Origin of the sequence: Amycolatopsis sp. NPDC006125 (genome assembly GCF_040614195.1) — a bacterium.
GTDB lineage: Bacteria > Actinomycetota > Actinomycetes > Mycobacteriales > Pseudonocardiaceae > Amycolatopsis_E > Amycolatopsis_E tucumanensis.
In genome coordinates, this window is the sequence record NZ_JBEXTZ010000019.1 from 82,218 (window position 1) to 100,070 (window position 17,853).

Below are 17,853 nucleotides of genomic sequence, written 5' to 3' on the forward strand. Positions count from 1 at the left end.
ATTGAAATCATCTGTGTATTGCTGAAATCAACGACTCGAAGGACTTCTCAATGCGTATCGCTACTCGCGCCGGCCGCCCGGCGTACTACACGATTTCTCAGACCGCTTCGATGCTGGGAGTCGGCGAACCGCGTATTCACCGCGCGATCCGGCTCGGCACGCTGCGCGCGGAGAGGCGCAATGGTCGCCTCGTGATCCCCGCCCCGGCGTTGATCAAGCTCCTCGGCCGCCCGACGGTCGGAGGAGCCGGATGACTGATCTTCTCCTGATCGAGTTGGCGTGGCAGCTGGACCGACTCCGTTGGGTCCCCACGCCCACGCTCGACCGCATCGTGAGGCGTGACGGGCTCTGCTTCTGGCGCTCCGGGGAGGCCGAACCGCCGGAACCGTCTGGAATGGAGCTGCCTGACCGGGAACTGGCGTCGGCGTTCTGCGCCGGGTGCCCGGTACTCGACGAGTGCTTGGAGCTCGAGCTGCGCTCCGGCGGAGAGCAAACGCTGGGCATCTGGGGCGGGATGTGCGAGGACGACCGCCGGGAATTGCACCGGTTCTGGCTGCAGCGTGGTGACCGCGCCGGCCGGCAGGGAGGCGAGGCTTGATGGGGAACGTCAGCCTGACGCCTGTTCAGATCTTGGCCGGCGTGGGAGTTCTCTGCGTGCTGCTGTTCGTGTGGCGGTCGGGGGCGCGGCGAGCGCGCGCGGCGGCGGACGCGGCCCGGACTGGCGCACGGTTCGCGTCGTTGGCCGGCCGGGTTCTGTTCAACGCGGCCCTGATCGTCGCGGTGCAGTGGGTGGCGATTACCTACGGACGCGGGATCGGGCTCCTGCTCGTGGTGCTCGGCGTGCCCGCCCTGTTCGCGTCGTACACGATCACTCGCGCGCTCACGGTCACGATGGAGGACACTCCGCGGCGGCGGGGAGGTCGCCGGTGACGGAGCCGCTCGAGCGAGTCGCCCAGCAGGTCGACCGGTTGTGCTGGACCGGAATCCTGCTGGGGCTGGCGTTCACGATGACCAACGTTCAGCAGTTCGCGGCGGCCGGCGCGCCCGCATGGTCGCTTCGGTGGTGCGGTGCGTGGTTGCTCGACCCGATGGTCTCCCTGGTGTTGCTGGCCGTGCTGCGCGCGGAGCAGGTGACGGCCCGATACGGCATCAGGACCGGTGGCTGGGCACGGGGAGCCAAGTGGTTCACGCTCGGCGCGACCTACGTCATGAACACCTGGGAGGCGTTCGTGAACCGGTCGCCGGCGCAGGTCGTGCTGCACTCGGTGCCTCCGTTGGTGGTGTTCGTGGCGGCCGAGGCCGTCACGGATCTGCGGGACAAGCTGGGGGCCGCGATGTCTTCGGAGTCTTCGGTTGCTGAGGAGGCGGCTCGCCCGCGCGGAGTGCGGACGTCGTCCGCGGAGTACCTCGCGATGGCGCGGGCTGCCAGGACGCCGGAGACGGTGGTGACACCCGCTTGGGTCCGTGAGGTGACCGGGTGTTCGCGCGGCCTGTCCTCTCGCCTTGCGTCCGAGTTGCGGGCGGAGGGCGCGCATGGCTGAGGCGCACAACGCCGGGCACGAGGTCGAGCGGGCCGCGCCGGTGTTCGACGCGGAGTTGGTTGATGAGGAATCACCGGTCAACGTTGGTGCTGGCTCCCGCTTGCGTCGCCCGGCTTGGCTGACGTCTCGGCAGGAGTTCAAGCGCGCGGTCCGTGCCGTGATCGCGCTGCTGATCCGGCTGCCCTTCCGGTTCGCTTCCGCGGTTGGTCGGGGTGCTGTGTTGATGTTCCGGGTGTGGCGGAAGTGGGTTCGTGTCCACGACTACCGGGAGGCGGCTGAGCAGTCCGAGAAGCTGGCGGACAAGTTCGTGGAGATCCGGGCGCTCACGCTCTTCCGGTGGAAGGTGAGTGGAGCGGTGGTGGCCGCTGTCGGCTCGGGGTTGCTCGTCGCCTACCTGCTCTACGGTTCGGTGGCCTTGTGGGGCGCGGCCGCGGTGGCAGCTGTGGTGCTGGCGGTAGCCGGGCGTCGGAAGGAGGGAGCGCCGGGGCGCAAAACCGTCCTGCCCGGGCCGCGGGCGTTGGCGTGGACGATGGATCCGCAGGTGCTGGTCGACGCCTTCCGGGACGCGAAACTGATCGGCAAGGACGAGACGCTCCGGTCGGTCGAGCGGGCGCGGCGTGTCGGCGACGGCTGGGCGATCACGGTCGACCTCCCGGCTACGCGGAAAGCCGCGGACGTGATCAAGCACCGGGATGCGCTCGCGTCCGCGCTGGCTGTCGACGAGGTCCAGTTGATCGTCGAGCGGGTCCGCGGCCGGGGCGGCCACGCCGGGCGGGTGTTCCTCTGGGTTGCTGATGAGGACCCGTATTCCGGTCCGCCGAGGAGGACTCCGCTGGTCGAGGCCGAGTGGTGGGATGCGTGGCAGCCGATTCCGTTCGGTGTGGACGCGCGGCGGCGTCGGATCGACCTGCCGCTGGTCTGGACGTCGCTCCTGGTCGGGGCGATTCCGCGACAGGGCAAGACGATGGCTGCGCGGCTGGCTGCGGCGGGACTGATCCTCGACCCGCACACCCGGCTCTACGTGTTCGACGGGAAAGGCGGTAAGGACTGGAAGGCGGCTGAGCAGGTGGCGCACCGGTTCGTGTGCGGGGACGGCCTGCCGGATGTCCAGGCTGCGCGGGACCACCTGCTGGAGCTGGTCGTCGAGGTGCAGGCGCGATACCAGCGGATGGCCGGCCTGGACGATGAGGTGTGCCCGGAGTCCAAGATCACTCCTGGAATCTCGCGTGATCCCGGCTTGGACATGCCGATCACCGCGGTGATCATCGACGAGGTCCAGGTGTTCCTCGAGAACCCCGCCAAGATCGAGGTCGGGCGAAGAAGATCGCGATCGGCGAGCACATCGCCGATCTGCTGGCCTACCTCGCGCGGAAGGGGCCGGCGGCCGGGATCGTCGTCGTGCTCGCGACGCAGCGGCCGGATTCGCAGACGATTCCCTCGCGGCTGCGGTCGGTGCTCGGCTCGCGGTTCGCCCTGCGGGTGATGGACTGGCGGGACTCGAACATCGTGCTGGGCGAGCAGATGAACACCCGTGGGTACGACGCGTCGGCGCTCCTGCCGAGCCACAAGGGGGTGGGCATTCTCCGGCCGGACGGAGACATGGACGCGGGCAGCGAGTCGCTCGCGATGACGGTGTGGACGTACTACATGGGCAACCAGGACTGGCAGGCCATCTGCGCCCGTGGTCGAGCACTGCGGGAAGCGGCCGGCACCCTGACGGGGCACGCGGCGGGGGATGATTCTCGCCGATCGATTGACTCGACTGCGGTTGTGATGGCGCTCGGCGCGGGTACTGGCCGATCCGAGCTGCCCGAACCGCTCGCGTCCGTCGTCGAGTACCTCGGTGAGGAACTAGAGGAACGGGAGTTCGTGCCGACCGCGGAGCTCGTGGAGGCGCTGGAGGTCGAAGCAACCGGCTTCGGGCGCCAGATGGGCGAGCTGGGGTGCAGGCCGACCAGGCATTACGTGCCCTCGGAGGACGGTGAGCTGCGCCGAGTCCGTGGATACCGCACTGCGGATCTGCGAGCGGCGATTGATGAAATCAAGAGCGGCGCCGAACCGGACGCGAGTTGACGATGGGCGCGCCCGATGACCACGTGATCGTCCGCGTCCCCGACCAACTCCCTAGCCTGAACAGGAAAGCCAGCGCCATACTGCTTGCCATACTGATCGAGCTGACTGAGGTCGAGGCCCTGGATGGCCCCGGCGAGAGGGGGATCGATGACTGCTGAAATCAACCACGACCCGTGGGCGACGCTCGATGACCTGCTGGGCGTCGACGTCGGTGAGCCGGTGGATGAGGGCATCGGCCCGGTGGCCTTCTACGGCCGGTGCTCGACGGAGGACAACCAGGATCCGGAGACCTCGCACGGCTGGCAGTTGAGCAACGCGCGGAAGTTCGTCGAGCCGCTCGGCGGGAGCGTGGTCGCGGAGTTCTTCGACGTCGGACAGTCGCGGTCGGTGCCGTGGGAACGGAGGGAGGCTGCGAGCCGGCTGCTGAAGGCGTTGAAGGACCCGGGCCGACGGTGGCAGGCGGTGGTCGTGGGGGGAGGGGACGCGGTGCTGGTTCGGGAACCAGTTCTCGCTGGTCGCTCCGAAGTTCGCCGCATACGGGGTGGATCTGTGGGTGCCGGAGCTGGGCGGAAAGTTCGAGGCCCGGAACCCGTCGCACAAGATGCTGATGAGCGTGCTCGGCGGGATGAGCGAGTCCGAGCGGCAGCACGTCCAGGCGCGGGTCCGCGCAGCGATGGATGCGCAGGTGATCAACGAGGGGCGGCATCAGGGCGGTCGGGCGCCGTACGGGTACAAGGTGGTGGACGGCGGGCCGCACCCGAATCCGCGGAAGGCGGCGGAGGGGTACCGCCTGCGGGTGCTCGCCATTGATGAGGAGTGCGCGCCCGTCGTTCGACGGATCTTCGAGCAGTACCTCAGCGGGCTTGGTGACCGTGCGATCGCTCATGGGCTCAACCGGGATCGGATTCCGTGCCCCTCGGCCCGGCGTCCGGATCAGAACTCCCATCGGTTGGCCGATGGGTGGCAGGGCAGCACTGTCCGCGCGATCTTGGAGAATCCGAAGTACACGGGCTATGCGTTCTTCGGTCGCTGGAACCGTCAGGAGACGCTGCTCGATCCCGACGACGTCGCGGCCGGACACGTGATCCGGTTCCGCCGGTCCAAGCCTGAGCGGATCGTGCGGTCACGTAAGCCCGCGCATCCGGAGATCGTGTCGGTGGAGACGTTCACGCAGGCGCAGTTGCGTCGGCGTTCCCGGTCCGCCGGTGGCATGCGGGAGATGGCGAAGCTCGAACGAACGCGCACCACCGGGACCAGGCCATATCTACTCCGGGGGCTGGTTCGGTGTGGGCTGTGCAGCCGGAAGATGCAGGGAGCGCTGATCAGGAAGACGGACGTCTACTACCGCTGCCTCGCACGCACGCTGACGCCTGGTTCCGAGGCGCTGGCTGAGCACCCCCGGACCGTCAACTTGCCGGAAGGCGACGTGGTCGCTGCGCTCAACACCTGGATCGGCGAGCTCTTCCGGCGGGAGAACGTCGATCGAACTGTGGCGGCGCTCCTGGCCTCCCAGGCGGGGGAGCGGAAGTCGGCGGACCACGAGGTGCTGAAGAAACGAGCGGCGGATGCGGAGACGCGATTGAAGCGTCTTCAGGCCGCGGTGGAGGCGGGCGTTGATCCCGTGGCGTTGGTCGACGCGATCAATGAAGCCCAAGCCCAGCGGGCGGCTGCCAGAGCCGAACTGGAAGGTGCGCCGGCCCCGGCGGCCGTAACCGACGCCGAGATACACGCCATGATCGATTCGCTCGGTGACGTGGGGGCGAAGCTGAAGGAAGCCGACCCAGGAGCGCTCAACCAGTTGTACGGCGAGCTCGGCGTAGGGCTCCTCTACGAACCAAAGGGGCGCACCGTGATTGCTACGGTGTCGCCCCGTGTGGTTAGCGCGTGTGTCCGAGGGGGGTATCGACCATTACGCCCACGCGCTCTACCGGCGGAATCATTTTGAGCTGCCGTAGGGGAAGGGGCTTCATCGCCGGGCGGATGTGCATCCTGTGTGAACCCCGGGGCGCAGGTGCCGGACATCTTAGCCGGGACGGGCGGGTGCCAGGCCGAGGAATGCACTGACCAGGCAGCCGCTGTCTTTCGTCCGCGGATCGACACCGAGCGGTCGGTCGAGCAGGTTCTCGGAGGTGCCGCGCGCGGCGGCCGCGAGGCCGCTCCCGAGCTAAGCGTCGAGTTTGGCGCCGTTCGTGTCGGCGCGCTCGAACAGCTGGTGTCCAACTCGACGTGGATGACACCGTGAGCCTGCTTGCTGTTGCGCCTTGAGCGTCGCTCACGCGCGGAGCTTCATCGGGCGACGCGGCGGAGCTGCTGTTCGATTTCCGCGCGGACGGCCAACGAACGGAAGGTATCGCTCAGGTACCGAGCTGTGATGCGCTCCTGGTCGACCGTCTCGCGGAGTACGCGGCCGACCTACCGGTACCACGGCGGTCCCCGCAGAGGCCCTTGGCTCACCGGCGAAAGTCGGCCACGGATGGTTTTACGCCCCGAGCCGGATCGGGATGTCGCGGGCCGGCTCGGGTGGGCCAGCCGGAGATGGCCCGGACAGGCCGGCTCCGGCGGCAACGACATCTGTCATTGGTCCTCTTCGATCGCCAGGTGATGCCGGAACCGCCCGGCACGCTGGACACCGTCGTCCTGGTCGACGCCTCCGCGCCACGCGTTGATCGAGGATTTGCCACCGGTGCGGACCGGGAGGCCGGGCCAGCCGTTCTCCGACGCCCGGGCGATGGTGGAGGGGCCGTCTACCGCGACCGGTGCGGGATCGCATGCGGGGATGTGCCGGCGGTGTCGGTCCCTGGCGGACAATCTGGACCTGGCACCGCCGGTCTACCGAGGCGGGCCCTGGGATGTGGTGTCCCAGCGGCTGCCGGCCACCGCGGACGCAGCCGGTGAGATCGACTGGGCGATCTCGGTGGATTCCACACGAAACCCAACGGCCGCCCCCAGGGGCACCGCGGTCCGGACGGACTGCACCGCGGGCGGCCGTGCCGTTGAGGGGAACGAGGAACGGTGGTCAGGCGCCGGCCGCACGCAGGACGAGATCGGCGACCTCGGCCGGGTGCGAGGCGAACACCGCGTGCGACGCGCCCTCGATGCTGACGACCTCGCCCTTGGCCCGCTCGGCCATGAAGTGGTGCGCGGCGGCCGGGATGTTCTTGTCCGCCTCGGCGATCAGGAAGTAGCTCGGGACGCCGGCCCAGGCCTGCGGACCTTCGGCGGCCTCGTTCAGCGCCGCGGCGGTGATCGGCCGCTGGGTAGCCGCCATCACCCGGGTCGTCTCCTCGGGCACGTCTGCCGCGAACTGCTGCCGGTACAGCTCCTGGGCCACGTACATGTCCTGATTGCCGTCGGGAAGCGGGACCGGGCGGAGGGTCTCGGCGAGCGTGCTGCCGGGGAACCGCCCGGACAGGTCCGCGGCGCTCTCGCCGGTTTCGGGGGCGAAGGCCGCGATGTAGACCAGGGCCGTGACGTTGCCGGCGCCCGCGGCGGCCTTGCTGATGACCATCCCGCCGTAGGAGTGGCCGACCACGACGACCGGGCCGTCGATGGTGTCGACCAGCGCGCGCAGCTGGGCCGCGTCGAACGCCACCGAGCGCAGCGGGTTCGCCGCCGCGACGACGCGGTGCCCCGCGGCCTGCAGGCGCTCCACGACGGGACCCCAGCCGCCGGACTCGGCGAACGCGCCGTGCGACAGGACGATGGTCGGCTTGGTGGTGGCCATGGTTTCCTCCGTGTGGATCGGGTTTTCGTTCGTGCTGACGGAAACCATGGTCGCCCGGACAGCCGCGGAACAGCGTCCGTCAGATGACCGTGGCCGTGACGGTCGCTGACCGGTCACCGGGGTCGCCGTCAGGGGAGGTCGGCGAGGAGTTCGGCGACGCGGCCGGGGACGGACAGGAACGCCGAGTGCGACGCGGGTAGCTCGACGACCCTCGTGAGGTTCGCGGGGAAGGCCGCGTCGGCCTGTCTGATGAACAGCCGCTGCAGCGGAGCCGGGATGGTGCGGTCCTCGGTGCACACCACGTAGCTGCGGGGGAGCGAACCCCAGCCGTGCGCGGTGAGTTCCGTGCTGTCGGTGACCATCGCCAGTGGTGCGTCGCAGCTCAGCAGTGCGGCCGCGGCCGCGGCGGTCGAGGGATCGACGTCGCCGTAGAAGGCTTCGCGGATGGCGTCCTGGACCGCGGGGTCGGGGCTGCGGGGGTCGATCCGCAGCGCGCCCGTGGCCGCCGGGTCCCCGACCAGCAGCGGCATGAACCGGTTGCTGCTGCCCTCGGGCAGCGACGGGTAGGCCAGGCAGGGCGTGCCGGTGGCGGGCATGTAGGCGGCGAGATACACCATGTGGGAGACGAGGGCCGGTTCCCGCTCGGCCGCCCTCGTCAGCACCGCCCCGCCCATGCTGTGGGTCACCACCGAGACGGGGTTTCCCCCGCCGGCTCGCGACAGCTGGGCGATCAGCAGGTCGGCGGCGGCGTCGAGCCCGATCCCGGCGACCGGCGACGGTTCGGTGGCGTAGGCCGCCGGGTCGAACGGGCGGCGGTGCGCCGCGAGCGGGGATTTCGCCAGCAGTCCGTGCGCCGCCATGTCGACCGCGACCCCCGCGCGGCCGCGCGCCGCGAGCTCAGCGATGACTTCCGTCCACGCCCACGAGCCGTGGTAGAAGCCGTGCAGCAGGACGATCGGCGCATCCGCCATGGGCCCACACCTCCGAAACGGTTCAGCACCCGGACGATACGGGAGCCGGAACGCCGACAGGCGGGTCGCTCACCGTGGTGAGTGACCCGCCTGTGTGGACCGTCGTGCGGAGAACCCGGTGCCCGTCACGGCTCGGGCGGCAGCGTGTCGAGCCAGCCGCGCGTCAGCTCGGCCCGCCCGGTGGGCGGCAGGGCCGCCAACCCGCGGGACGCCTCCTCGAAGATCACCAGTGCGCCACCGCCGGGGTCGTCCAGGAGCAGCCACGACTGGTAGAAGCTCAGCTGGTCGCCGACCGCGGCCCAGCCGAACCGGGTCGGCGGGACGAATTCGCCGACGATCCCGTCGAAGGTGTGCGGCGGGGACACGACCACGAACCGGCTGCCGACGGCCAGGTCCTCGACGATTTCGGTGCGGTCCACCGCGCGCTGCCACTTCGGCCACTCTTCGACGGCGGCCAGCTTCGCGAAGACCGTGTCGGCGGGCGCGGAGGTGCGGCGCCGGTGGTTGACGAAGCTGTCGCAGCGGTCCGGTCCCCAGCCGGGGGGCCAGTGGATCCCGGGGTGCGGGTCTGGGTTCATACCGTTCAGGGTCGCCGCGCCCGGTGGGGGACAGCACCCGTCACATGACTGTGGTGTCCACCTGCTCGTCCTGCTCGTAGGTGGTCAGCGCGTCCCGCAGCGCGGCGCGCGAGGTGATGCCGAGCTTGGGGAAGATCTTGTACAGGTGGTCGCCGACGGTCCGGTGCGAGATAAACAGCCTCTGCCCGATCTGCTTGTTGGTCAGGCCGGCACCCGCGAGTTCGGCGATTTCGCGCTCCTGCGGCGTCAGTGAAGCCCGGCCCTCCGGCGCCGACCGGCGAGTCAGCCCGGTCGCTCGCAGTTCATTGGCAGCGCGGTCGCGCCAAGGCGTCGCTCCGAGCGCCGAAAGGGTGTCGTGCGCGAGCGTCAGCTGTTCGCGCGCCGCGCCGGTGTCGCGCAGGCGGCGCAGCCGCACGCCGTAGGCGAGGCGCACCCTGGCCACGTCGAACGGCCACTGGTCCGGGTTCGGGACCGACAACGCGGTTTCGAACCAGTCGCGGGCGGCGTCGTCCTCGGCTGCCAACGCGCTGGCAGCGGCGCTCAGCAGGCCCAGCCGTGGCGACACCGTGTCCAGGTGAGCTTCGCGGAGGGTGGCGGCGTGCGCGGCCGCCTCGGCCCGGCGCCCCGTGTGCAAGCCGGCTTCGACGAGGTCGAAACCGGCCCACAAGGCCGTGGGCCGGTACGGCGCGAGCTGCCCGGCCGGGCTGAGCCGGGTCGCGTGGTGGTAGGCGGACTCGTAGTCACCGGCGGCGATGTCGGCGAGGGTGCGCGCCTGCAGGGCGAAGAAGGTCACGCCCGCGGCCTGGTGTGCGCCGGCCCAGCGGATCGTGTCGTCGGTCAGCTGCCGGGCGGCCTCGACGCGGCCTCGCGCGGCCGCGACGAGCGCGTGCACCCAGGCGAAGTACCAGCGGAAGAACCGAAACCCGTGTTCGGCGCAGACGACGAGTCCCTCGTCGGCCCACTCCCCGGCCTCGGTCCAGCGGCCACCGTGGAAGGCATCGAGCGCCAGGTGGATCAGCGCGCCGAGGTGGCGCCGCGCCGGGCCTTTGCCCTGTCGGCGGGTTTCGGCCAGGCGTCTTTCGGGGGCCCGCAGGCGGTGCAGCCGGTCGGCGAACAGGGCGGCGGTGCCGATCCGGACGAGCTGGGTCGGCTCGGGGTCGGTGCCCACGGAGTCGATCAGAGTGTCGAGGGTGGCGATGTCCTCGGCGGAGGCGCGGGCGGGGTCGGTGAAGATGATCGCGTTCACCCGGGTCACCGGCGTGGGTGCCGGCTTCAGCCGGTCGACCAGGGCCCGGTACGCCTCTCCGGCTTCCTCGGTGCCCACCCACCAGCTGATGAGCATCAGGCTGTGCATGGCCTCGGTCAGGACGGGGTCGTTCGCGTCGAAGCCGTGTTCGCCGGCCTCGATCGCCCCGGCCAGCAGCTGGTGCGCTGTCGTCACGTCGCTCTCGGAGTTGATCAGCAGGTGCGCGGCGGCCGCGGCGGCGTGCAGCGAGTGGGTCTCGAGGGATCCGGTGCGCCGCGCGTCGCCCAGCAGTCTGCTCGCGGTGGCCATCTCACCGCCGGCTTCCGCGCCGATGTACGCGGCTTCGGCCAGGCGGCGGCTCCGGTCGGCGGCTGCCGGGCTGAGCTCGGCCGCGCGAGTCAGCGCGGTGACGGCACCGAGGGCGTCCCCTTGCCGGAGGATGTCCTGCGCCGTGGCTTCGAGCTGACCGGCGATGTCTTCGTCCGGACCGACCGCCGATTCGGCGAGGTGCCGGACCCGCCGTTCCGGGGCGTCGACGACCGCGGCCAGCGCGCCGTGCGCCCAGCGCCGGTCCCGTTCCGATGCCGCCTCGACGACAGCCGCGCCGATCAGCGGGTGGCGGAAGCTCAGCCGCCCGCCGCTCAGGTGCACCAGCCGGCTCTCCTCGGCAGGGGCGAGATCGTCGAGGTCGCAGGTGCTGCCACCGGCCGTGCGCAGGCGGCCCGGCTCGGTGGTGCTGCCGAGCGCGCCGAGCAGCAGCATCAGCCGGCACCGCTGCGGCAGGTCGCGCACCCGGGAGGTGAACATCGCCTGGAGCCGCTCGGACAGGGGCAGCACCGCCGGCAGCGTGGTGAAGTCGGTGCGCTGGTCGCCGTCCAAGGCGGACGGCAGTTCCAGCAGGGCCAGCGGGTTGCCGGCCGCTTCGGCGAGCAGCCGTTGCCGCACCGCGGGCGCCAAATCCGGAAACCGGCGGTCGACCAGGGTCCGGGCTGCGGCGGTGGGCAGTGGCGGCAGGACGACTTCGGTCAGCCCGCTGTTGCGGAAGTGACCACGCTCCGCGGACCGGCACGCCGCCAGGAACACGATGGGGCTGCCGACCAGGCGGCGCGCCACGAAGCCGAGCACCTCGGCACTGGCGCGGTCCACCCAGTGGAGGTCGTCGACGACGATGAGGATCGGGTTCTCGGCCGCGGCGGCGCGCAGGCACAGCAAAGCGGCGTTCGAGACGACGAGCCGGTCGGGAACCTGGCCGATTTCGAAGCCGAGCGCGCACCGCAGGGCCGTCCGCTGTCCGGAGTCGAGAGACGTCATCTCGTCGCCGAGCGGGAACATCAGCTGGTTGAGTGTGGAGTAGTTGACGTCGGCTTCGAACTGCACGCCCGCGGCTCGCAGGACGCGAACGCCGCGCCGGGCTTCGCCGTCGGCGAATTCGTCGAGCACTGCTGTCTTACCGACACCGGCGTCGCCGACGACCAGCATGGCCCCGCCCCGGACGCCCGCGCCGTCGAAGAAATCCCGCAGCGAAGTGATGTCTTGCTCTCGGCCGATCAGCTCCACCGGTCGATCCTCCAGAAGTACGGCGGTCTCGGCAAGGGACTCGTTCGTGGCGTGCGGCTGCGGAGCCGGATCCGGTGGCTAAGGTGTCGACGACAGCATCGGCGGCCGAGAGGGGAGTGCGGCGGATGGCGACGCGCGCGGACCGGAACGCGACCGACCCGGATCTGGGCGTCCTGGCCGGAAGGCTCCTCTTCGCGGTCCAGCGTGAGTTGTTCTCCAGGCTCGCCGCGCTGGGGTTCGGCGACTTGAAGCACCGTCACGGCGCGGTGCTGGCGTACCTGGACGAAGAAGGGGTGCGGGCGACCGAACTGTCGCGGCGGTCCGGCCAGTACAAGCAAAACATCGGGACGCTCGTCGACGAGCTGGAGGTCCTGGGATACGTCGAAAGGCGACCGGATCCCAGTGATCGCCGAGCGAAGCTGGTCTACCCGACGGAACGAGGTCTGGTCAGGATGCGGGCCGCGGACGAGATCATGGCCGACATCCAGCGACGGCACGCGCGTCGCCTCGGCCGGGAACACTACCGGCAGTTCAAGGCCATGCTCACCGACATCACCGAACACCAACGCGCTCACCTCCGTTCCCTGGGCGAGGACGAAGGATCAGCCTGAGCCAGGGGAGCGGTACGTCGTATCGACGGTCTCGCTCCGCGCGAAGCCGGGTCCCCCCTGTTTGTCCAAGTTCATGACTATCATGACTCTGGTCCAACCGGCAACACCGCGCGGTTGAACCTCCATGAACACCCGGGGACACGGGTCGTTGGGGCACGGTAGTCAAGAAGCATGACCAAGCCACTGAGGCTCAGCGGTCGTCAAGCGGCGGCGAGGCCGGGTTCATTCACGGAGGTCGATGATGACTTTCCCGGTCACGCCGGCTTCGACGGCCTCGTGGGCCGCGGCGATTCGCGCGAGGCTGAAGGAGTGGACCGGCAGTGGGGTGAGCGCGCCTGCCGCCGCCGCGGCGGTCACCTCCCGCGCTGCTTCGATGACCGCATCGCGCGGCGCGCTGTAGACCAGCAGGAAGCGGATCGTGACGAGCGACGTCAGGCTCGGCAGTAGTGGCAGTTCGAGCGTGGGGCGGTCGACCGAGTACGCGACGATGCGCGCGCCGGTCGCGCACACGGCCGTGTCGAGTTCCCAGTTCGCCGCGGGTGCGACCTCCACGACGCGGTTGATGCCGTCGCTGAAGGCCCGGATCCGGGTGATCGCGTCCTCCGTGCGGTAGTTGACAACGAGGTCGGCGCCGGCTTGCGAAGCGAGTTCCGCTTTGGCGGGGCTGCTCACCGTGGTCGCCACGCGGGCCCCGGCCCACTTGGCGAGTTCGATCGCGAAATGGCCCACCGCGCCCGCGCCGCCGGCCACGAGGACGTCGGTGCCCTGGAGCGGTCCATCCGGGAACAGGCACAGGTGCGCTGTCAGCGCGGGAACGCCGAGGGACGCGCCGAGCTCGTCCGGCACGTGGTCCGGGAGTGGGACCGCTTGTTCGTGTGGCACGACGCACTGTTCGGCGGCGGTGCCCCACGGGGAGGACAGGGCCGCCATCCACAGCCACACCCGCTGCCCGACCCGGTCGGGTGCCACGCCGGGGCCGACGGCGTCGATCCTCCCCACGCCGTCCATGTGGGGCACCTGGAACCCGTCGATCCGGCTCGGCGTCCGGCCGTCACGCCGTTTGACGTCGCTGGGATTGATGCCGGACAGGGAAATCCGCACGCGCACCTCGCCCCGCCCGGGCTCACGCATCTCGAGATCGCGCACTCGGAGGACCTCACGGGCCTTCCCGGTCCGGGTGTAGACAGCGGCGCGCACCAGGGGCCTGCCTCTCGTGATCGGTGGGATTCTGATCAGCACATTCTCACAAGAGAGCCCCGCGTTCCCAGTGCCTTGAGTCACTCGTGAACGAGACCCAGGTTCCCGACAAGCCTCATTCGGCCGAGCACGATCGACCGCAGTGAATCGACGAGGAGGCGCTGATGAGCCACACCACAGGGGCTTCCGATGCGGTCGGCGACGCTGTCGCCGCGCTGCGGGCGGGACGGCCGATCATGCTGCTCGACGACCGGACGCGCGAGGACGAGGGCGACCTCGTCATCGCGGCGGAGCGGGCGGACCCCGAGCTGGTCAACCTGCTGATCAGCGAGGGGCGCGGTCTGCTGTGCGTCGCCGCCGCCCCGTCGGTGATCGACCGGCTCGACCTGCCCCAGATGGTGCGTGACAACTCCGACCGGCACGGCACGGCGTTCACCGTGTCGGTCGACGCGACGGGCACCGGCACCGGAATCTCCGCCGCTGACCGGGCGGCCACGATCCGGGCGCTGGCAGACCCTGAGACTCGCCCCGGCGACCTCCGTCGGCCGGGGCACGTGTTTCCGCTGCGGGCCGTCGCGGGCGGGGTTCTCGAGCGCCGGGGCCACACCGAGGCATCGGTCGAGCTGGTCGCCATGGCCGGTTTGGTACCCGCTGCCGCGATCTGCGAGGTGCTTGACGGCGAAGGGGCGGCGGCTGACCGAGCCCACCTCACGGCGTTGGCGCACCGCCTGGACATTCCGATCCTCGACGTGGGTGCCGTCGCCGCCGCGGTTGCCCGCCGTTCGGATGCGGCGGAGGCGCTGCTCCCGAACCGGTACGGGATCTGGCGTACCGTCGGTCACCGAGCGGCGGACGGGACCGAGCACCTCGCCCTGGTCCTCGGTGATCCGTCCACTGTGGAAGCCCCGCCGGTCCGGGTGCACTCCGAGTGCCTCACCGGCGATGTGCTCGGCTCGTGGCGCTGCGACTGCGGTGAACAGCTCGACCTCGCGATGGCGACGATCGCCCGCGCCGGCGCGGGCGCCGTCATCTACCTGCGCGGGCAGGAAGGTCGCGGGATCGGCCTGGTCGACAAGATCCGCGCTTACGCCTTGCAGGACGGCGGCTGCGACACCGTCGAGGCCAACGTGCGGCTGGGGCTGCCCGTCGACGCCAGGGACTTCGCGCCGGCCGCGGAACTACTGCGCCGGCTGGGGATCCCAACCGTGCGGCTGCTCACCAACAACCCCAGCAAGGCACTCGCGTTGCAGCGCAACGGCATCACGGTGCACGAGTTGGTCGCGGTGCAGGCCCGGCCGCGGCCGGAGAACCGCCGGTACCTCGAAACCAAACGACGTCGGCTGGGACACCGACTCGTCGCGGGTGACCTGACCTGACGACCCGAAAGGAAGAACGATGGGCTTCATCACCGTCGACGGAATGCGCACCCACGTGCTGGACGAGGGCTCGGGACCACCCGTGGTTCTGCTGCACTCGGGCGAGTACGGCGCGTCCGCGGAGACGTCGTGGTACGACGTCGTCCCGGCCCTTGCCGAGGCCGGCTACCGCGCCGTCGCCCCCGACTGGCTCGGTTTCGGACGCACGGACAAGATCGTCGACTTCTCGGACCCCACCGGGCGGCGGTTGCGGCACCTGGCGGCGACGATCGAGGCGCTGGACGTCGGATCCGCCGCGTTCGTCGGGAACTCGATGGGCGGCACCTACCTGGCCCGGGATCTCGCCGCGGGCGGGCGGTACTTCCGCGCGGAGGCCGCGGTCGTGGTCAGCGGCGGGGGCTTCGTCCCCGACAACGACGCCCGGAAGGCCATTGTGGACTACGATCTGACGGAGGCAGAATGGCCCGCATCCTCCGGACGGTCATGCATTCGCCGCGCCTCGCCGACGATCCCGGCTACGTCCGCTGGCGGTACCGGCTCAGCCTCGAACCGGGCGCGTGGCAGTGCGCGGCCTCGGCGCGCCTGCGCCCGCCCGGCGCGGAGACCGGCACGTCCGGCGGCGAGTTCGGCAAGCCCGACCGCACGGTCTACGAGAACATCGCGGTCCCGACGCTCCTCGTCGCGGGAGCGGACGACCCGTTGCGACGGCCCGGATACGCAGAGGACATCGCCGCGCGCATCCCCGACGTCGAACTGCTCGTCTACCCCGAGTGCGGGCACCTGCCGCACATCGAGCACCCGGAGCGGTTCCGCGCGGACCTGCTGTCCTTCCTCGCCCGTCGGTACCGGAAGGGGGCCGTTCGGTGACTCCGCTCACTGTGGCCGGTGACGGCGGTCGTAGCAGGTCGGGGCCCGCGGACACGAGCATGACCCCAGGCCGCCACCGAGCGGCCGCCGAAACCATCGAGAGCGTGTGAAAGGGGTCAGCGTGGACAGCGAACGCCGCAAGCTCCGGGCCTGGGCCGCCGAAGTGCTCGTCGCGGACAGCGGGTCCGCCGGGCACCCGGACAGCCCACCCGACCTGCCGATCGTGGTGCTGCACGGAGAGGAAGGGCCGGAGAGCGTCCGGGCTCTCGTCGAGGGCCTCGGAGGGACCCACCGGGTGCTCGCGATCACCCACCCGGGCTTCGACCGACGGCCCCGGGTTCCGGGCGTCGACCGGCCGCAGCACCTGGCCTACCTCTACCTGGACCTCCTCGACAGTGCCGGTATCACGCGGTGCGCGATCATCGGATCGTCCCTCGGGGCGTGGATCGCCATGGAGATGGCGGTGATGGAGCCGCGGCGGTTCGCCTCGGTGACGCTGCTCGGGCCACTCGGCGCCAAGTTCAACGGCCGCGAAGAACGCGGTTTCGCCGAGGTCGTGGTCGAGTCCGCGGACCGGATCCGCGAGATTCTCTACGCCGACGGCGCACGGGATCCGTGGTGCAGCCGGACCGAGCCGGAGCAGATCGTGGAGCGCGCCGAGTACCGCGAGACGTTCATGCACTACGGCTGGGAGCCCTACCTGCACAACCCGGTCCTGCCCGCGCTGCTGCCGCGGATCGGGGCGCCGACGCTTGTGATCGCCGGCGACGAGGACCGGCTCACCCCGCCCGGCTACTACGAAGCCCTCACGGGGCGCGTCGCCCGCGGCCGCCTGGAACGCGTCGCGGGTGCCGGGCACTACCCCGAGATCGAACGTCCGGACGAGACGGTCGAGCTGATCCGGAAGTTCGCCCTCACCGGGAAGGAAAACCGCTGATGCAAACCTGGTACTTCACCGAATGCCCCTATCCGGACCTGCCGGACCCCGACACCTACGACTCCATCCGGGTGACGCTGCCCAACAAGCACTTCGATCCGGTCGTCGGGGCCGGGCTCTACGACCGCTACCTCGACCTGTGGCAGCAGGCAGACGAGCTCGGGCTCAACGTGATGACCAACGAGCACCACGCGACCCCCACCTGCATCGTGCCGGCGACCCCGCTGATGGCGACGGCCCTGGCGCGGACCACGAAGAACGCTCGGATCCTCATCCTCGGCAACCCGGTCGCCAACCGCCGCGACCCGGTCCGGCTGGCCGAGGAGATGGCGATGATCGACGTCCTGTCCCACGGCAGGCTGGAGGTCGGGTTCGTCCGCGGCGTCCCGTTCGAGATCCTCCCCGCCAACAGCAGGCCCACCGGCATGCATGAGCGCATGTGGGAGGCCCAGGATCTGATCAAGAAAGCCTGGACAGAGCATGACGGCCCGTTCTCGTGGGAAGGCACGTGGCAGTACCGGTCGGTCAACATCTGGCCGCGGCCCTATCAGCAGCCCCACCCGCCGATGTGGGTCACCGGCACCAGCCCCAGCAGCATCCCGCCGATCGCTGAGCGCGGGCACACGATGGCGTGCTTCGTGACCGGACCCGATGTGGCCAAGCGGCTTTATGAGGACTACCGCAGGACGTACACGGCCACGCACGGGACGGAATGCCCTTCGGACCGGCTCGCCTACGGCGTCGGTGTCTACGTGGCGGATTCCGAGGCGGAAGCGCGTTCCGGCGCCGAGAAACTGCGCTGGTACTTCGACGCCAACAAGGTGCCGCCGTACCTGACCCACCCGCCCGGCTACAGCGCGCCGAAGCTGCACGCCGCCCTTGGCTCGTCCTCGGCCCCGGTCCCGCACGCGCTGAAGGCGCGGGGGCAGACCATGGAGTGGATGACCGAGAACGGCGTCCTCTTCGCCGGGACTCCCGACCAGGTGGTGACCCAGATCCGCCGCTTCCACGACCACGTCGGCGGCTTCGGGAACATCCTGATGATGGGGCATGCCGGGCACATGACCCACCGGGAAACCGCGCGCAGCCTCGAGCTGTACGCGACCGAGGTCGCGCCCCAGCTGCGCGAACTCACGGCGGTGTGATCAGCGGGGCGCCGCCGGCTGTCGTCCGGC

Annotated in this window: 15 protein-coding genes and 2 pseudogenes; 12 read left to right on the top strand and 5 right to left on the bottom strand. The window is 70.4% G+C overall.

The genetic code is table 11. The features are described 5' to 3' along the window. Positions 1-50 precede the first annotated feature (50 nt). From ABZ193_RS12700 to ABZ193_RS12725, 6 genes and pseudogenes are all read left to right on the top strand, one after another. Complete coding sequence (locus ABZ193_RS12700; protein ID WP_354709926.1) at positions 51-254, top strand: helix-turn-helix domain-containing protein; 204 nt, start codon at positions 51-53, stop codon at positions 252-254. Then, a complete protein-coding gene (locus tag ABZ193_RS12705; RefSeq protein WP_354709927.1) occupies positions 251-598 on the top strand; it encodes a WhiB family transcriptional regulator in 348 nt (115 codons plus the stop codon). Before ABZ193_RS12700 ends, ABZ193_RS12705 begins: the two co-directional genes overlap by 4 nt. Next, positions 598-930, top strand: coding sequence for a hypothetical protein (locus ABZ193_RS12710; RefSeq protein WP_237339028.1), 333 nt, complete (start codon positions 598-600; stop codon positions 928-930). Before ABZ193_RS12705 ends, ABZ193_RS12710 begins: the two co-directional genes overlap by 1 nt. Next, on the top strand, positions 927-1,541 hold the full coding sequence (locus tag ABZ193_RS12715; RefSeq protein WP_354709928.1) for a hypothetical protein: 615 nt from the start codon (positions 927-929) through the stop codon (positions 1,539-1,541). Before ABZ193_RS12710 ends, ABZ193_RS12715 begins: the two co-directional genes overlap by 4 nt. Continuing rightward, a pseudogene (locus tag ABZ193_RS12720) lies at positions 1,534-3,614 on the top strand (cell division protein FtsK). Before ABZ193_RS12715 ends, ABZ193_RS12720 begins: the two are co-directional and overlap by 8 nt. Positions 3,615-4,167: 553 nt before the next feature. Further along, complete coding sequence (locus tag ABZ193_RS12725) at positions 4,168-5,559, top strand: recombinase family protein (RefSeq protein WP_354709929.1); 1,392 nt, start codon at positions 4,168-4,170, stop codon at positions 5,557-5,559. Between the two features lie 1,071 nt (positions 5,560-6,630). On the opposite strand, the gene ABZ193_RS12730 is transcribed toward ABZ193_RS12725, so the two are convergent. The 4 genes from ABZ193_RS12730 to ABZ193_RS12745 form a co-directional block, all read right to left on the bottom strand. Beyond that, a complete protein-coding gene (locus ABZ193_RS12730; RefSeq protein ID WP_027936031.1) occupies positions 6,631-7,338 on the bottom strand; it encodes an alpha/beta hydrolase in 708 nt (235 codons plus the stop codon). A 128-nt stretch (positions 7,339-7,466) separates the two neighbouring features. After that, positions 7,467-8,309 (bottom strand): alpha/beta fold hydrolase, encoded by an 843-nt coding sequence (locus tag ABZ193_RS12735; RefSeq protein WP_020419056.1) that lies wholly within the window; start codon positions 8,307-8,309, stop codon positions 7,467-7,469. Positions 8,310-8,434: 125 nt separating this feature from the next. Further along, a complete protein-coding gene (locus ABZ193_RS12740) occupies positions 8,435-8,887 on the bottom strand; it encodes an SRPBCC family protein (protein WP_354709930.1) in 453 nt (150 codons plus the stop codon). Positions 8,888-8,927: 40 nt separating this feature from the next. Further along, positions 8,928-11,690, bottom strand: a complete 2,763-nt coding sequence (locus ABZ193_RS12745) for an AAA family ATPase (protein WP_020419058.1) — start codon at positions 11,688-11,690, stop codon at positions 8,928-8,930. Positions 11,691-11,815: 125 nt separating this feature from the next. On the opposite strand from ABZ193_RS12745, the gene ABZ193_RS12750 reads away from it, so the two are divergent. Then, positions 11,816-12,301: a MarR family transcriptional regulator gene (locus ABZ193_RS12750; protein ID WP_020419059.1), complete on the top strand. Its 486-nt coding sequence runs from the start codon at positions 11,816-11,818 to the stop codon at positions 12,299-12,301. 222 nt (positions 12,302-12,523) lie between these two features. Here ABZ193_RS12750 and ABZ193_RS12755 read toward each other — a convergent pair whose 3' ends face one another. Then, positions 12,524-13,447: an NADPH:quinone reductase gene (locus ABZ193_RS12755; protein WP_235716164.1), complete on the bottom strand. Its 924-nt coding sequence runs from the start codon at positions 13,445-13,447 to the stop codon at positions 12,524-12,526. Between the two features lie 215 nt (positions 13,448-13,662). On the opposite strand from ABZ193_RS12755, the gene ABZ193_RS12760 reads away from it, so the two are divergent. From ABZ193_RS12760 to ABZ193_RS12780, 5 genes and pseudogenes are all read left to right on the top strand, one after another. After that, the gene (locus tag ABZ193_RS12760) at positions 13,663-14,874 is read left to right on the top strand and encodes a bifunctional 3,4-dihydroxy-2-butanone-4-phosphate synthase/GTP cyclohydrolase II (RefSeq protein WP_020419061.1); all 1,212 of its coding nucleotides are present in this window, start codon (positions 13,663-13,665) and stop codon (positions 14,872-14,874) included. Between the two features lie 43 nt (positions 14,875-14,917). Continuing rightward, positions 14,918-15,385, top strand: a pseudogene (locus ABZ193_RS12765) (alpha/beta fold hydrolase); the annotation flags it as partial. Then, positions 15,358-15,741: an alpha/beta fold hydrolase gene (locus ABZ193_RS12770; protein ID WP_354709939.1), complete on the top strand. Its 384-nt coding sequence runs from the start codon at positions 15,358-15,360 to the stop codon at positions 15,739-15,741. The pseudogene ABZ193_RS12765 and the gene ABZ193_RS12770, both read left to right, overlap by 28 nt. A 121-nt stretch (positions 15,742-15,862) precedes the next feature. Continuing rightward, a complete protein-coding gene (locus ABZ193_RS12775; RefSeq protein WP_162146045.1) occupies positions 15,863-16,678 on the top strand; it encodes an alpha/beta hydrolase in 816 nt (271 codons plus the stop codon). Further along, positions 16,678-17,823, top strand: coding sequence for an LLM class flavin-dependent oxidoreductase (locus tag ABZ193_RS12780; RefSeq protein ID WP_020419064.1), 1,146 nt, complete (start codon positions 16,678-16,680; stop codon positions 17,821-17,823). The genes ABZ193_RS12775 and ABZ193_RS12780 overlap by 1 nt, the downstream gene beginning before the upstream one ends. Positions 17,824-17,853 lie beyond the last annotated feature (30 nt).

Bases quoted from the DNA above. Each gene is read 5' to 3' on its own strand.
- ABZ193_RS12740 (WP_354709930.1), bottom strand. From the start codon at position 8,887: ATGAACCCAGACCCGCACCCCGGGATCCACTGGCCCCCCGGCTGGGGA.
- ABZ193_RS12705 (WP_354709927.1), top strand. From the start codon at position 251: ATGACTGATCTTCTCCTGATCGAGTTGGCGTGGCAGCTGGACCGACTC.
- ABZ193_RS12780 (WP_020419064.1), top strand. From the start codon at position 16,678: ATGCAAACCTGGTACTTCACCGAATGCCCCTATCCGGACCTGCCGGAC.
- ABZ193_RS12735 (WP_020419056.1), bottom strand. From the start codon at position 8,309: ATGGCGGATGCGCCGATCGTCCTGCTGCACGGCTTCTACCACGGCTCG.
- ABZ193_RS12710 (WP_237339028.1), top strand. From the start codon at position 598: ATGGGGAACGTCAGCCTGACGCCTGTTCAGATCTTGGCCGGCGTGGGA.
- ABZ193_RS12730 (WP_027936031.1), bottom strand. From the start codon at position 7,338: ATGGCCACCACCAAGCCGACCATCGTCCTGTCGCACGGCGCGTTCGCC.
- ABZ193_RS12750 (WP_020419059.1), top strand. From the start codon at position 11,816: ATGGCGACGCGCGCGGACCGGAACGCGACCGACCCGGATCTGGGCGTC.
- ABZ193_RS12770 (WP_354709939.1), top strand. From the start codon at position 15,358: ATGCATTCGCCGCGCCTCGCCGACGATCCCGGCTACGTCCGCTGGCGG.
- ABZ193_RS12700 (WP_354709926.1), top strand. From the start codon at position 51: ATGCGTATCGCTACTCGCGCCGGCCGCCCGGCGTACTACACGATTTCT.
- ABZ193_RS12760 (WP_020419061.1), top strand. From the start codon at position 13,663: ATGAGCCACACCACAGGGGCTTCCGATGCGGTCGGCGACGCTGTCGCC.